12 protein-coding genes and 2 tRNA genes are annotated in these 12,719 nt (G+C 68.4%); 5 read left to right on the top strand and 9 right to left on the bottom strand.

The window, feature by feature from the left end; translation table 11 throughout:
- Nucleotides 1–14 precede the first annotated feature (14 nt).
- Nucleotides 15–575, bottom strand: a complete 561-nt coding sequence (locus ABZX37_RS05655; RefSeq protein ID WP_354736351.1) for a DNA methyltransferase — start codon at nt 573–575, stop codon at nt 15–17.
- 182 nt (nt 576–757) lie between these two features.
- Nucleotides 758–1,213 (bottom strand): DNA methyltransferase, encoded by a 456-nt coding sequence (locus ABZX37_RS05650; protein WP_354736349.1) that lies wholly within the window; start codon nt 1,211–1,213, stop codon nt 758–760.
- Nucleotides 1,214–1,454: 241 nt separating this feature from the next.
- Here ABZX37_RS05650 and ABZX37_RS05645 point away from each other — a divergent pair, with 241 nt between their 5' ends.
- The gene (locus ABZX37_RS05645) at nt 1,455–2,360 is read left to right on the top strand and encodes an AAA family ATPase (RefSeq protein ID WP_354736347.1); all 906 of its coding nucleotides are present in this window, start codon (nt 1,455–1,457) and stop codon (nt 2,358–2,360) included.
- 340 nt (nt 2,361–2,700) lie between these two features.
- Here the strand turns inward: ABZX37_RS05645 and ABZX37_RS05640 are convergent, their stop codons facing one another.
- The 6 genes from ABZX37_RS05640 to ABZX37_RS05615 all read right to left on the bottom strand — a co-directional run bounded on the left by ABZX37_RS05640 (nt 2,701) and on the right by ABZX37_RS05615 (nt 6,531).
- Nucleotides 2,701–3,279, bottom strand: coding sequence for an LppA family lipoprotein (locus ABZX37_RS05640; RefSeq protein ID WP_354736346.1), 579 nt, complete (start codon nt 3,277–3,279; stop codon nt 2,701–2,703).
- 9 nt (nt 3,280–3,288) lie between these two features.
- Nucleotides 3,289–4,047 carry an alpha/beta hydrolase gene (locus ABZX37_RS05635; RefSeq protein ID WP_354736710.1) on the bottom strand — a complete coding sequence of 253 codons (759 nt, stop codon included), beginning with the start codon at nt 4,045–4,047 and terminating at the stop codon, nt 3,289–3,291.
- Complete coding sequence (locus tag ABZX37_RS05630) at nt 4,047–4,973, bottom strand: hypothetical protein (RefSeq protein ID WP_354736344.1); 927 nt, start codon at nt 4,971–4,973, stop codon at nt 4,047–4,049. The genes ABZX37_RS05635 and ABZX37_RS05630 overlap by 1 nt, the downstream gene beginning before the upstream one ends.
- The gene (locus tag ABZX37_RS05625; RefSeq protein WP_354736342.1) at nt 4,973–5,281 is read right to left on the bottom strand and encodes a type VII secretion target; all 309 of its coding nucleotides are present in this window, start codon (nt 5,279–5,281) and stop codon (nt 4,973–4,975) included. Before ABZX37_RS05625 ends, ABZX37_RS05630 begins: the two co-directional genes overlap by 1 nt.
- A 502-nt stretch (nt 5,282–5,783) precedes the next feature.
- A complete protein-coding gene (locus ABZX37_RS05620) occupies nt 5,784–6,173 on the bottom strand; it encodes a hypothetical protein (RefSeq protein ID WP_354736340.1) in 390 nt (129 codons plus the stop codon).
- 1 nt (nt 6,174) lies between these two features.
- Nucleotides 6,175–6,531 carry a hypothetical protein gene (locus ABZX37_RS05615; protein WP_354736338.1) on the bottom strand — a complete coding sequence of 119 codons (357 nt, stop codon included), beginning with the start codon at nt 6,529–6,531 and terminating at the stop codon, nt 6,175–6,177.
- A 288-nt stretch (nt 6,532–6,819) separates the two neighbouring features.
- Here ABZX37_RS05615 and ABZX37_RS05610 point away from each other — a divergent pair.
- The 3 genes from ABZX37_RS05610 (at nt 6,820) to ABZX37_RS05600 (ending at nt 9,280) form a co-directional block, all read left to right on the top strand.
- Nucleotides 6,820–6,894 (top strand) — tRNA-Thr (locus ABZX37_RS05610).
- Between the two features lie 10 nt (nt 6,895–6,904).
- Nucleotides 6,905–6,977 (top strand) — tRNA-Leu (locus tag ABZX37_RS05605).
- A 23-nt stretch (nt 6,978–7,000) separates the two neighbouring features.
- Nucleotides 7,001–9,280: a hypothetical protein gene (locus ABZX37_RS05600; protein WP_354736336.1), complete on the top strand. Its 2,280-nt coding sequence runs from the start codon at nt 7,001–7,003 to the stop codon at nt 9,278–9,280.
- A 976-nt stretch (nt 9,281–10,256) separates the two neighbouring features.
- Here the strand turns inward: ABZX37_RS05600 and ABZX37_RS05595 are convergent.
- Entirely contained in the window at nt 10,257–10,883 is a 627-nt protein-coding gene (locus ABZX37_RS05595; RefSeq protein ID WP_354736334.1) for a DUF3558 domain-containing protein, read from the bottom strand.
- 665 nt (nt 10,884–11,548) lie between these two features.
- Between ABZX37_RS05595 and ABZX37_RS05590 the strand changes: the two genes are divergently transcribed.
- A complete protein-coding gene (locus tag ABZX37_RS05590; protein ID WP_354736332.1) occupies nt 11,549–12,634 on the top strand; it encodes a hypothetical protein in 1,086 nt (361 codons plus the stop codon).
- Nucleotides 12,635–12,719: the final 85 nt, after the last annotated feature.

Raw genomic sequence — 12,719 nt, 5'->3', positions numbered from 1 at the left:
CATCCGACCCGCTCTCACCCGGATCGGACCGCGGCGCGAACGAATGCTCCGGCGAGAGAGCCAGCAGGGAACACCGTCTCGTAGCGCTGGGCAAGCCGGTCCCGCACACTCTCCGGCCGCGCGTTCGGTTTCTCCCACACCACCGCGTTGCGCACCAGACACCCGTGCTCCTGCAACGACAACGCCACACGCCACGGCACACCCGCCAAATCCTTGCGCCGGAAACCCGCGTGCGGCGGCCGATGCACCCCGTACCCTCTCGCCTCCCGCACCGGCGCCGTCCGCGCGCCCGAACCGCGCGCCACGTAGTTGCCCCACGAACCGCCGAAGCAATCGCCGAGATTCAGCCACGCCGTCCCGCCCGGCCGCAGAACCCGGGACACCCGGTCGAACACCTCGACCAGGTGCGCGACATAGATATCCACAGTGGACTCCCCTCCGTACTGACCGGCAACGCGGTAGTCCCGCAATCCCCAATACGGCGGCGACGTCACCACGCAATCCACCGACCCGGCAGGCATACCCGCCACCACCTCCGCCGCATCTCCCACGCACAACCGCACAGAGCCGCTCACCGTTCACTCCCTCGCCGACGCAAGACGCCGCTCCTGCTCGCAAGCCCGCGCCGAGCACGACCTCCATCCGCGGCGGCCATCCCGCACCGGCCCGCCAGGTGTGCGTTCGGCTGAATCAGGAGGCGGTTCATGCCGCCCTCCCCTGCTCGTCGATCGTCAATCCGAGACGACTCAGGCTGAGGTCATGCAACGCGGGGTCGGGGTCGATGCCGATATACGCGGCCCAGCCGGCGAGCGGTCAACCCTGTCGTGGCGGCACCGCTGAACGGATCGAGAACCACCTCGCCTTTAGGGCTTCCCGCGGCGATGCAACGCAACGGGATCTCGATCGGAACCGCATCGACGTGCGTCTCTCGCGTCAGCCGGGCACTGACCGACCAGACGTCGCCGGGATTCTTCCCGCGCGGACCTATGTCGCGACGTTTGCCATGCGTGCTCTGTCCCCAGCGGTGCGCGGTCGTGCCGAACCTGGTGTGCCAGCCTTTGTTCGCACCGACGACCACGGCGCCCTTCACCGCAGCCTCGGGGTGCACGAGCGGTGCACGGATCGAATCCGGATCGAAAAAGTACTTCCGCTGCTTGGTCAGCAGGAACAGCGGGGGATCCCAGTGACGTTCGTCAACCCTGGTCGCTTCCAACGACCGAGTGAACGTGGCCGCACCATCGATGAGCGCCGAGCGGCGGACAACGCGCGGCCAATGCGGCACCCTGATACTCACTCAACGCGCTCAACTGCTACTGACCGCGCGGCACCCTGGTTTCTCCCCAGCGCGGCCTGCTCACGGCAGTCTCTTTCAGTCGTGGGCGAACGTCCGGCCTGTCTCCGGGCAGGCTCGCTAGGCTTGATCGGCTCGCCTCAACCACTTGCCTGGGGGAACAGTGCAACGTTTCGCGGCCAGTCCTGCCCTAGCGCGGCTGGAATGGATTCTCGACGGCCTGGACGGGAAACCAGGCTGGGGAGCTGACGCGTCCGACGTGCTCGCGGCCGCGTTCACCGCCGTCGTCACGCCCGAGAGGTACGTCGAGGTCACCCGCGGTCGAGCCGCCCACTACGCGCCGGTCGTCGCAGTCGGTCTCGACGTCGGCGAGACCACCGCACGGGCGCGGATCCTCCGCCACGACGGCACCGTTGACGTCGTTTCCTGCGTCGTCGAGGCCGCACGGCCCCATCGAATCGCCTCCACGTGGGTCACCGGACTGGTGCCGGCCGACCTGACATCGAGGTTGCCGGCCGACTTCACCGACTACGACCTGTCTTCCGCCGCCACAGGTGCTCGGCTGGTCGTGTTCTCCGGGTTGCCCGGCAGCGGGAAGAGCACCCTGGCCGACGCCGCCGGCGCCGAGCTGGGCATCCCGGTCTTCGCCACCGACTGGCTGCTCGGCGCGCTGACTCCGTTCGGCGGCCGTCATTTCGAGGCTCCGCTGGAGATGGCCGAAGAGCTGCTGACCACGCTCGCTCTTCGGCAACTCGTCGCCGGTCAGTACGTCATCCTCGATCATCCCACCGAAAGCGTCGCCACCAGGGATCGCTGGCGCAGCCTGGCCCACCGAGCCGGTGCCCAGTTCCGCGTGGTCGTGTGCCACTGCTCCGACCCGCAAATCCACCGCGCCAGGCTCGAAGGCCGCAGCCGCGGAATCCCCGGCTGGCACAACGCTGGCGACTGGCAGAATGTGCAGCAGCGACTGGCAAATTTTCCCTCCTGGCAAGAGGAAGCGTTGCCAGTGGACACCGTGCAACCACGTACGCGGTCCCTTGCCGCGGTCAAACGGCACATCATCGGCTGACCGCGTCAGGACACGGGCCTGTTGCCGGCCTGCTCGGACGCGGCAAGTGACAATCGGGCTGGCCGCCGCGGCCTCGCACCGCTGTCGGAGTAGTCCCGCGGCGAGCCTGGCGATCGTCGCGAGGGGCGGCGAAGCAGCGGTCGGCCACAAGCGCCTCGGCGGCTGCGCCAGAGTAGTCGCGGGAAGCGCGCCAGCGAGCACGGGTAGCCAGGGGATCACGTCAGAGCTGACGCACGCCTTCGGATCGTCCCGGAAGTAGGGCGCGGAGTCGCACCGCATCCCGACGTCCGGACCGTCGGCAGCCTCAGGGACTGCTGTGCGCTTTCCTCGGCCAGTGCGTCTACTGCTGGGACGGTGCCCCTCGTTTCTTCGCTTCGGCGGTGAGGTGGCAGCCTGTCTCCACGCGGACGGTGGTGTTTACGGCAGTGCCGAAGTGCAGGAGTGCGCCGTCGGGTTTGCCGTAAGCCACGTCGTGGTCGCCGGGCCGGTTGGTGAAGACTTTAGGGGCGGAGTTGAAGCCGTAGCCTGCGGCGATCTGCCCGACCAAGGCTTGGGCGCGAGGCCAGTCCGCGTCGGGAAGGTTTCCGGACGAGTCCCAGCGGGGCAGCCTGAGCGTCTGGCCGTCGGAGTCGAGTCCCGGGTAGTCGTTGCCGCAGGTGCTGCCGCTGAGTTCTCCTCCTTGCTCCCAGGTGCGGCCGAATTCGGCGGTGAGGCGGTCGCGGATGGTCTTGGTCATCGTGGTGTAGGCGGCTTGGGCCTGGTCGATGTCAGGGCGTTGCATGAGCTGGTCGTAGGCGTCGGACACGCTGGGTCCTTTCTGTCCACAGCCACCGGTCACGGCGAGCGCCAGTGCGAGCGCGGCGAGGCGGGCGACAGTCAGCGTGGCCGGACGTCGGGTACGGGATCGGTGCGGGGGCATGAGGGATTTCTACCGTCCGCCGGGCATGCGGTACTCGAAGCCCGGCTGGTCTTGGAGGGTGAGCTGTGCGGGGGTGTCGGCGACAACGGCGGCGATGTTGTGCTGGCTGGTGGTGCCGGGGCGCAGGTACTGGTCGACGCTGGAGTGCCCGGTGGTGGCGTCCAGGGGCGGTCCGTCGGCCGGGTATGAGCGGTCGGTGGACATGTGGTGCACCCCGGGCATGTCGACGGGGTCTTTGCCGAACCAGCCGGACGTGGCAACCGGGTCGCCGTCGTTTTTGAGGACGTAGGACTGGCCGGGCGGGACTTTCAGGTCGGTGATGTTCCCGGTGTCGATCCCGGGCGACCCGGCGAAGATCGCCGCGTCGGCTCCGGCGTGGCGCAGCGCGATCCCGGTGGTGGTGGAGCCGTAGGAGTGCCCGAGTGCGACCTGCCGCGCCGGGTCGCCCTCGCGTGAAGCGTCCAGGCCCTGCAGGAACGGCGCCAGTTTGCCCGCTCCCGCCTCGGCCTTCCCCGTGCGCAGCACGTCGACCGACTGCGGCGCATCGTATCCCATCCACGTCACCGCCGCCGATTTTCCGCCGTGTCCGTACCTTTCCGACATGTCGTCGGCATCCTGCCTGATCTGGTCCATTCGCTTGTCGTAGTCAAGGAGATCGCCATTGACGGAGGAGCCGAACCCTCCAGTGAAAGTGACGATGTTGCGGGCGGTGTCCACGTTCCCGGACGCGACCGCCGCTTTCAGGTGGTCTCCGCCGCCGTCTAGCACTAGCAGCTGCCGACTGCCCGGCTGCGCCAGCGCTTTGCCAACCTTGTCCAATTCGGACAGTCGTCCGTCGATCCGTCCAACTGGCTTTGCAGGTCGTGGTGCTCGTTCTGCTGCTGCGGGTCGGACATTTTCAGCCCGTTCATGCGTCGCTGGATGTCCTCGCGCTGCCGGCGCAGATCGGTCTCTTGCTGCGCCAGCACCGCCCGGTTCGCCCGGTCCCGGGCCGAGCCCGGCAGCCCGTCCATCGCGCCGACCGTCCCCGGGCGGTCTCGGATGAGGATGTCGCGCTCGGCTGGCGTGAGAGTGGCCCACCAGGCCGAGGCTTGCGACGGCGTCGCGTTCGGCGGCGGTTCGGGCGCGGTGATGCCGGGCGCCGCCAGCCCGTCGGCGGCCGCGGCGGCCACCGTGGACTCGTTTCCGGTGCCGAACTGGCCCGCCGCCGCGCGGTCCAGCACCGACGCGAGATCGGCGTCGAGGTCGTTGGCGGTCCGCAGGATCTGGGCGATTTCGTCCACCAGTTGGGTATGGATGCGTTCCCGGTCGTCGGGGTTCAGGTCGGGCGGCGGCTGCTTCCCGGCGTAGGCGTCAGCGATCCCGCCGGCGTCAGCGATCGCGAATCCGTATTTGCGGGCCAACTCGTCGGCATTGTAAATCGCAGACTGAACCGCCACGATCGCGTCGGAGGCCTGCCCGACCGCCTTGCCCAGAGCAGCGGCGCCGGCGGCATAAGCGTCCAGGGCTTGCATGTGAGTTTTGTGCTGAGCGGCCGCGTTGTCGGCCGCGGGCCCGCTCCAGCCCTCGACCGGCACGATCTTGCCGTAGTCGTCCCCGTCGTGAATGAGGATCTGCGTCCGGATCTGCAAGACCGAGAACACCTCGTCCAGCGCAGCATGGTCCCAGGCCCGGACATCGGCCAGCGACACCATCAGCGCGGCCCCCGCATCGTCGGCGCGGACGGGAACACCCCTGCCGCCTCGTGGTCGCCGCGCTCGTAGCGACCGGCCGCATCGCCGAGGTGCTCGCCGAAGCGCTGCGCCTGAGCGCACCACTGCGTGAACGTCGTCGACAAGGACTCCCGGCAGTGTCCGGCCGCGGCTGCGGCCTTTCCGCCCCGCACCGCCCCGCCGATCCGTCCCACCGGTTCGGCGCAGTCCGCCTCGCGCAGCCTGCCCGCCTTCTCCCCGGCCGCTCCGGCCGCCGCTCTCAACGCGTCCGGCACCGCTCTGAACCCCATCAGACCCCTCCCGTAGTCAGCCTGTCACGCTACGGGAGCAAGGACAGCGAGATCAACCTTGCTACCCCCCGAGCGGGGCACCTACCTGCGCAAACCACGCGCACCTACTCACCAGGCCTAAGCAGAACTACTCAATTCCACCCAGGTCCTGCGTCATGGGTCGCTCTCGTGGGGCAACGGCGGCCCTCGCGGCGACGAGCGAGGCCCACGCGACGGTTCGGGCACGTCTTCAGGGTCCTGTTGATCCGGTGGATCGACAGCGGACCGACCGGCCATCTCACCGCCGCGATCTTCCCTAGCCCGGTAGACCGCGATCAGCTCGTTGTGCTCCTCGGTCGCGTCAGGCAACCGGGGGTGCCGAGGGCTGGCGAGGAACGCGAGGCCCAGCAGTCCGCACCAGCGGGTCGCGCTGCACGAATCCGGGCCCCTTGTCCTCACGTCCTCGGCGCTTGGCGCCCCGGCGGCACCACCGCATCACCCCTCGGGCTGGACGCCGGGTTTGTCAATCACGATGGGTTTCCTCGTTCCGTTCCATTATTTCTCGCACGGCCGTCGCCCGGCGAACCACTTCCGGCCATTGCGGGCTGTTCAGGTACTCGGCGTCGGGAACGTCCCCGAGTTCGTCGATCAGCGGGCCGAGCATCTCCCCCAGCCGAGCCAGCGGAATCTCTTCGTCGGCGTAGATCAGCTCCCCGACGCAGCCGGGCGCGGGGGACGGAAGAATCGGTGAGTCGTCGAAGAGGGAGTGCACTGCCAAATCGAATTCGTCGTAGTAGTCCGGGTGCGGGAGTTCACGCCGGATCCACACTCGTTCCTGGTAGTCCCGGTCCGACAAACTGACGATCGCGGAGACGATCTGAGTTCTGATCCCAGGGAGGCGAATCCCGCTCATGTCAAGATACTTTCCATCGGGCCAGTGCATCCCTCGAAAGCGTGCGCACGACCTTCCAGTCGGCCGAGGACTCCAGCGAGTCCGCGTGCCACAGATCCTCGTTCTTACGACCGCTCATGTCCGTCAGTTTCTCGTCTATCGCATCCAGTATCGCGATGGCAGAACTCGTGATCAGGCCGGATTCGGCAAGCTCTGGCACAAACCGCCGCATCGCATCGAACTCCAGAGCCAGTTCGTCCGCGGACGGGTAGGTCCGCAGATCGCGCAGGTAAGCAACCTGCGCAGCGGCCGGTTCCGCCAGGTGTTCGACCGTTCGAACCAGGGACCGCAGCTGCGAACGGGCTTGCTCCGAGGTCATCGGATAGTCCTTCCAAGGTCTCCGTCGGCGCCGACGACCCTCCGGTACGGCTCGGGCCCGTGGTGCCCGCCTCGGGTATGCCACCGGATCTGAGGTCCGGTCGGGTTTCCGCGATCATGGTACTCGCGAGCGGGAGCGGTCCCCGGGCTCGCTCGGTCGCCGCGAACTGGGAGTTCTCCCCGCGCGTCATGCCAGGGATTCGCACGCCCCGTTGGAATAGCGGAGACCGCCTGAAATCGGTGGCGATGGTGTCCCGCAGCGGCATAAGCTTTCCAGTGCGGGGAACGGCATGGAGTAGATCAGCGGCAGATCACTCGGCTCGTAACCGGGAGGGCGCGGGTTCGAGTCCCGCCTCCATGTCCATCCTCCGCGTCTTGGAGTAGTTCAGCAGGCAGAACACCCGGCTCAGGTCCGGGAGGGCGCGGGTTCGAATCCTGCCTCCAAGTCTTTGAGAGCAGGGGGAATCCACATGGGACACACCGCGTCGGAGGGGTATGCCTACGGGCAGCTGGAACGGGCTGTGCGCACCGCCGCGGCCGCGAAGGACGGTGCGACGCGGCAGCGTGCGCGGGCAAAAGCGGACCGGTGGCGGGAGGTCCTGGTCGGCATGGCCGACGGCTCCCTCCGGATCGGCTCGCGGGTTCCGGTCGCAGGTACTCCGGCTTGGGTGACCCTGGAAGTCGCGCACGGCGGGTTCGCCACCGGCCGTTTCCTCGCCGAGGTCCCGCTTTCCCCTGCCGAGGCCGCCCTGTGCGCCGACGGGCCGGGCACGACCGACCGCGAACGGCTCAACCTCTGGTACCTCACCGACGCCGGGCTCGGCACGCTCCGAGCCATGCTGGCGTCCGAGTCTTACCGGATCGAGGTTCCTGAGGATGCCGCGCTGCCGGTCGTGGCGTGGCTGCTGGACCACGGGCACGCCGAAGCCGCGCTCGACCTGGTCGCCGAGCTTCGTCCGTACCTGCGTCGCCTCCGCCTGGCCCCGCTGCCCGGCGCGGCGCCGCGACCGGCGGGCGCGCTGGTGCGGCTGAGCACCGTCGGCGAAGTCCGGGAATCGCTGGGGTCGGCGAGCACCCCGCCCGCGGTCGCGGCGATGCTCGAAACGCTGAAGGTGTGGCACCCGCTGTTCGACCGGCTGGTCGCGCTCTGGTGCGACACCGTGGAGGGCGATCTGCCGCGGCTGGCCGAAAATGACGTCACCGGCGGCTGGCCGTGCCGTACTTGGCCTGCCGACTGGACGCAGCGCCGCGCCCAGTGGCTCGAGGACTACGCGAGCGCGAGCGCCCGGCACACCGCGTCGAAAGCCCACACCCATCCGAAGAGCAACTTCGCCCGGCTGCACCGCGCGTTGCTGGCATGCGAGCGCGACAGCACGGAACTGACCGGGCGGGACGTGGGCTGGATCCGCCGTGCCCTGGCGAACACGGTCACCAAGCACGGCGAACCGGGCTCGGAACCGCGGGCGGCGCTGCGGGCGCTGCAGGCCGCGGTCGCCGCGCGGCCCACCCACGCCGCACTCGCCGCCGCGCTGGCCGAGCGACTGGACTGCTTCCCCGCCGACGGCGGGCTGCCGTCGATCGAGGCGGTTGCCGGGGACGCACCGGCCCACCTGGTCGCCAAGGTTGCCCGTGCGCTGGAGGCCCCGATCGAGGAACTGGTCGCGCGCAACGTGATCACCTCGGCCGACGTGCTCGCGACGGTCCTGCCGCAGATCACCGCGCAACTGCTGGCCGCGAACTTCGACAACGAGCAACTCTCGACGCTGTACGCCCAGACCTACGCGGCCTTCCGCCGTCGGCGCAGCCTGCTGCTGCTCGACCTGGAACACCAGATCCGCATCGAGGAACTGCCCTGGGTCCGCGCGATCGATCCGTTGCGCGCGCGGCGGCCGGACGCCGCCCGGGCAGCCCGCCAGACACTGGCCCAGACGGTGCTGCTGGCGCTCAACGCGTTCCCGCACGCGATCCTGCCGAACACGCTGGTGCGTGAACTTGGCGCGCTGGCCAAACAGGCCGAGCTGCCGATGCCGCTGGTGGAGGAGGTCGCCGCCGACATCTTCATGGGACGGTTCACCGCGAAATGGCGCGCGGCGGCGGAAATCACGAGCCGCACGATGGCGGGCACGCTCTACGCCCGCTACTACGACCTGCCGCAGTCCTGGCCTTCGACGCCACGCCCGCGGCCGTTTCGCGCGCTCGCCAAGCGCACCGCCGACGACTTCGCCGACGTGTGCGTGGCCCGAGCCTCCGAAGCCCAGCCGACGCACCGGCTCCGCTCGGTCGCCGCGAACGGCACTGTCCTGGAGCAGAGCCAGATCCTCACGACGCAGAACCTGGCAGTCTTGGTGCACACGCTGGACTTGCGGAACCGCCTCCGGGCATCGGCACCCGCGCTGGCCGCAGAGTCATTGAAGTGGACGGTGACCCGGCTGGCGACGCGCACCGACCATCACCACGCAGCGCTGCAAGCGATCAAGAACGCGGCCTACGCTTGGCGACAGGCGCTGTTCTTCCTGAGCTTCTGCGACACCGACACTCAGCGCGCGACCGTGGGCCAACTCGCCGAACAAGTGACCCGAGCGGGCCTGGCCGAACGGTTTACCCCGGCAGTCACCGGCTTGGCACATGTGGTGGAGGGCGGCCGGTTCACCCCGGACGGACAGGTGGACGGCGAGGCAGGACGGCGATTCCTCGGTTGGACCACCGGCAGGCACTGGTGCTTGCCAGACGCCACCGACCGCGTCCGCTAGCGCGCTGCCTACCCCGTTCGGACCGCCGCGTACCTCCGGCACTTTTGCGTTGCCGGACCACAGGTCGACGGCACCGGGTTCTCCGATGCTCGCCGGGATACACCGACGGTGCAGCTTGGCGTCTTCGGGCTCGGCGACAAACATCCACAGATCGCCTCGCCAGTCGCCGCATCCGCCCGGAATCCCCCGCCAAACCGCCACCTCAACCCGCACCGCCGCACAACACAGCCGCCGAAGCAAAGTGAACGAGAACGCACCCGAAGCCCTGTGAACCTGTAGGGCACAAGGTCTTCCCCCGTGCGAGCGGGGAAGATCCCGAGGCGGTCACAACCGTGCTGCAGTCCGGCGCGTCTTCCCCCGATCCCGCCACCCGCGGCAGGGTCGGGCTGCCGGGAGCCAACGACCACCCGGACGCCACAGCCCCAGCGGCGAACGGTGCCGTACGAACCGGTCGCGGCGACCGGACCCGCGCTGTGACCGAGCGGCGGGGGAACCGTCCGAGTCACTGCTGTGCCCGGCGCCGTTCATCGCGTTCACGTCGGCCTGGCCGTAACTGGTGGGCATGGCCGGTCTGGTCTGACGCCGTGGACCAAGACTTCATCGCCGCCGCGACTTTGTTGCTATGCCGAGTCTAGTTTTCGAGATCGGCGTCGATCACGCTCTGCACCCCGAAAGGTCCGTCATCGGCGGCGGAGCCTGCGGCCTCGGAGGCACGGGCTTGCACCTTGGCCCTGACGTCGTGCCACGCAGACAACTCTGCGCCATGCTCATCGCCTCCGCGGCCTGCACGCTCGGCCGCCAACGGCCCAACCCTCCTCCATTGCCGCCGGCCAACTCTCGGATGTCCGTCACCGGGCTCTCGTACTAAGGCTGGAACGAGGTGACGTGATCGGCCGCCCGCAGCAACCCGACCGGCGAGACGACGTGGGCGAAGTGGTCGTAGATCTGCTGCGCGGACATCGACGGCCCTGCCATCTCACTGCCCGCCTTGCATCGTCGACAGGACAGCCTTGGTCACGTTCGTGGCCGCTGTCGTGGCGTTGCTGCCGGGCGTCCCCTGAATCAGCACTAGCATTTCCGTTTGATCCGACACACCGACCAGCATGGTCGCCTGCCCCTGGCCGCGGCGATCCGCGGTGTTGGCCAGCACGGCCGGAAAACCGCTCACCACCGTCGGCTCGAAGTAGCCGCCCTGGTAATAGCCGGAAGCCTTTTGCCGGTACGCGTTCGTCAAGCCGTTCTTCACAGTGGTCAGAAACGTCGCGCTGACGGCCGTGTATCCGTCGCTGAACCGCCACCCGCAACCGACGGAGCTGGACGCCTTATCAGCCTCGGGCTGGCTCAGCTGCAACGCGGACAGCTGCGCCGGCGTCAGCATGCCGCACGGATCCGCGAGGAACTTGTCCACATTGACCGGAGCGGCAACCTTCGGAGCCTCCGCGGTCTCGCTCCCCGACGAGGAGGGCGAACCGCTCTGGCTGGTGCCAGAAGGCAGCGGGCTCGCCGTCCCCTGAGTCGGTTCGGAACACCCGCTGACCGCGAAAGCCGCCACGCCAGCGATGCCGACCAGGGCACTACGAAATCGAGAGAAAGTCACAGACATCCTATTGATACATTCCGCAGGGAGCGGGATTGCCTGGATTCACTTTGCCAAGAGCGTCCGCGACGTCGGCATCGTGCTGCGTATAGGGCCGTCCAGTGCTCGGCCGTTTCCCCTGCGTCAGGCGGCGAACCGTCGCCCGATCTCCCCATGTGACGCTCACCTCACAACCCGTAATCACGTCGTCGCCAAGGTATCGCACGCGGTCCCGTCGCGGGCGTGGATCGCGAAACCCGCACCGCCTACGCGCGCCACCGCCGCCAAATGCCCTGACGTGCAGAATTCTGCGACGTACCGTGACACCATCATCCGCTCGGCCTCCGGTCCCCAGTACGATTTCTCTAGCGGCGCGCTGTTCGCGCGCCCGCGCTATCGGCTAAACATCAAACTCCAGTTCGGCGTTCGCGGAATCGCAAGCAGGCAGCGCGAACTCAGCGACGTCATCGGCGCTCCCGCCGAACCGTCGTCAAGGACGGTGTCATGAGCTGCCATTCAAGCTGAGCGGGCTGGCCAAGGCCGGCAGCGGTCTCCCCCGATGCAGGCCGTAGTCCTCGTGCTGTCGAGCCGGGTTCTCACTCGAAAGCCGGCGGAACGGCGACCGGCGAGCCAGCTCACAATTCCGCGCCCGCCAAGACCAGGCCCGTCGGGTCGTCTTTTAGTCTTTCCGCATGCGGGAAGAGACGCGAAACGCGGTACAGGCATGCCTCGATGCGCTCAACACGACGCACACTGCCGAGGAACACGACCGCGCCTCGATTCCGCCCTACCCGTTTCCCCACGCGGTAGTCGCGCACCGGGCGGTCGTGCTCGCCGAAATCGAGCGGTTGCGCCACGACGGCCGCACCGACCGCACCTCCATGAGCGGGCTCACCACCTGGGCCGAACCATGGACATCTTTAGCCGACCGGCTGCCCAACGCACATCTGCGGCACTTCTTCGACCAAGCCCTGCCGCTGCTCTTCATCGCCGGCGACATGCCGCCAGCGGAGTTCGAGACCGCGCTCGGCCGCGCCCCGAGCGACTTCATCCGCAACAACCTGCGTGGTCACCTGGTGCACGCGCTGCTCACCAGGGAAGACGACGTGGCCGGGGCCGAGCGCGTCAGCGACACACTCGAGCCCATCAGCGGCCAGGACACCCGATTCATCGGGCACCGGCTGATCGCGGACTGGCACGCCCGGCAAGGCGACACGACCGGATTCTTCGCGCGCTGGCCCCGCCTGGCCGCCGGCCGGGAACGCCACCACATGGGCGAGCTCAAAGTAATCCTGGTCGAGTCGGCAGCCCGCGAGCACGGCTGGCAGGCGGCGCTGGCGGCCACCGACGACAAACGCCTTGGGCCCGCCTACCGGCGCCGCGCGTTCAGCCCGCTAGCCGAGGACGGCGAGGTCGAACAGTTGACCACGCTGTTCTCCTCGCCCGAGGGCACCGGTCTGCTGAACGAACTGGACGAGCTGACCGTGCTCACCTACGCCCTGCACGCGAAAGCACAACGCACCGGGACAGCCGCCCACGAGCCCTTCACGCGGATTCTCCACCGGATCATCGCCATCGAACCCTCGCCGAAACAAACAATGCGGCTGCGCGACGGCATGATGTGGCACCTGTGGCCAGCCTACCCCGACGCCGACACGCTCACCCTGGCCAGAAAAGCCGTGCGCACCCCCCACATCAAACGCGAACTCAAAACCCTGCACCCCGACATCGCCCGCCCGGACGAGGACACAGGCAGCACAAGCGTTCGCGGTCGATGAAGTTCACCGCACAGGAGCGAGTGCCGACGGCTGCACGAGCAGTACGTCCACTTCGGCGGGTCATCTGACAACCCGCCGACCGTCA

It is taken from the genome of Amycolatopsis sp. NPDC004079, from assembly GCF_040610415.1.
GTDB lineage: Bacteria > Actinomycetota > Actinomycetes > Mycobacteriales > Pseudonocardiaceae > Amycolatopsis > Amycolatopsis halotolerans.
The sequence above is the reverse complement of the archived record's forward strand: the minus strand, read 5'-3'. Positions and strand labels throughout refer to the sequence as shown.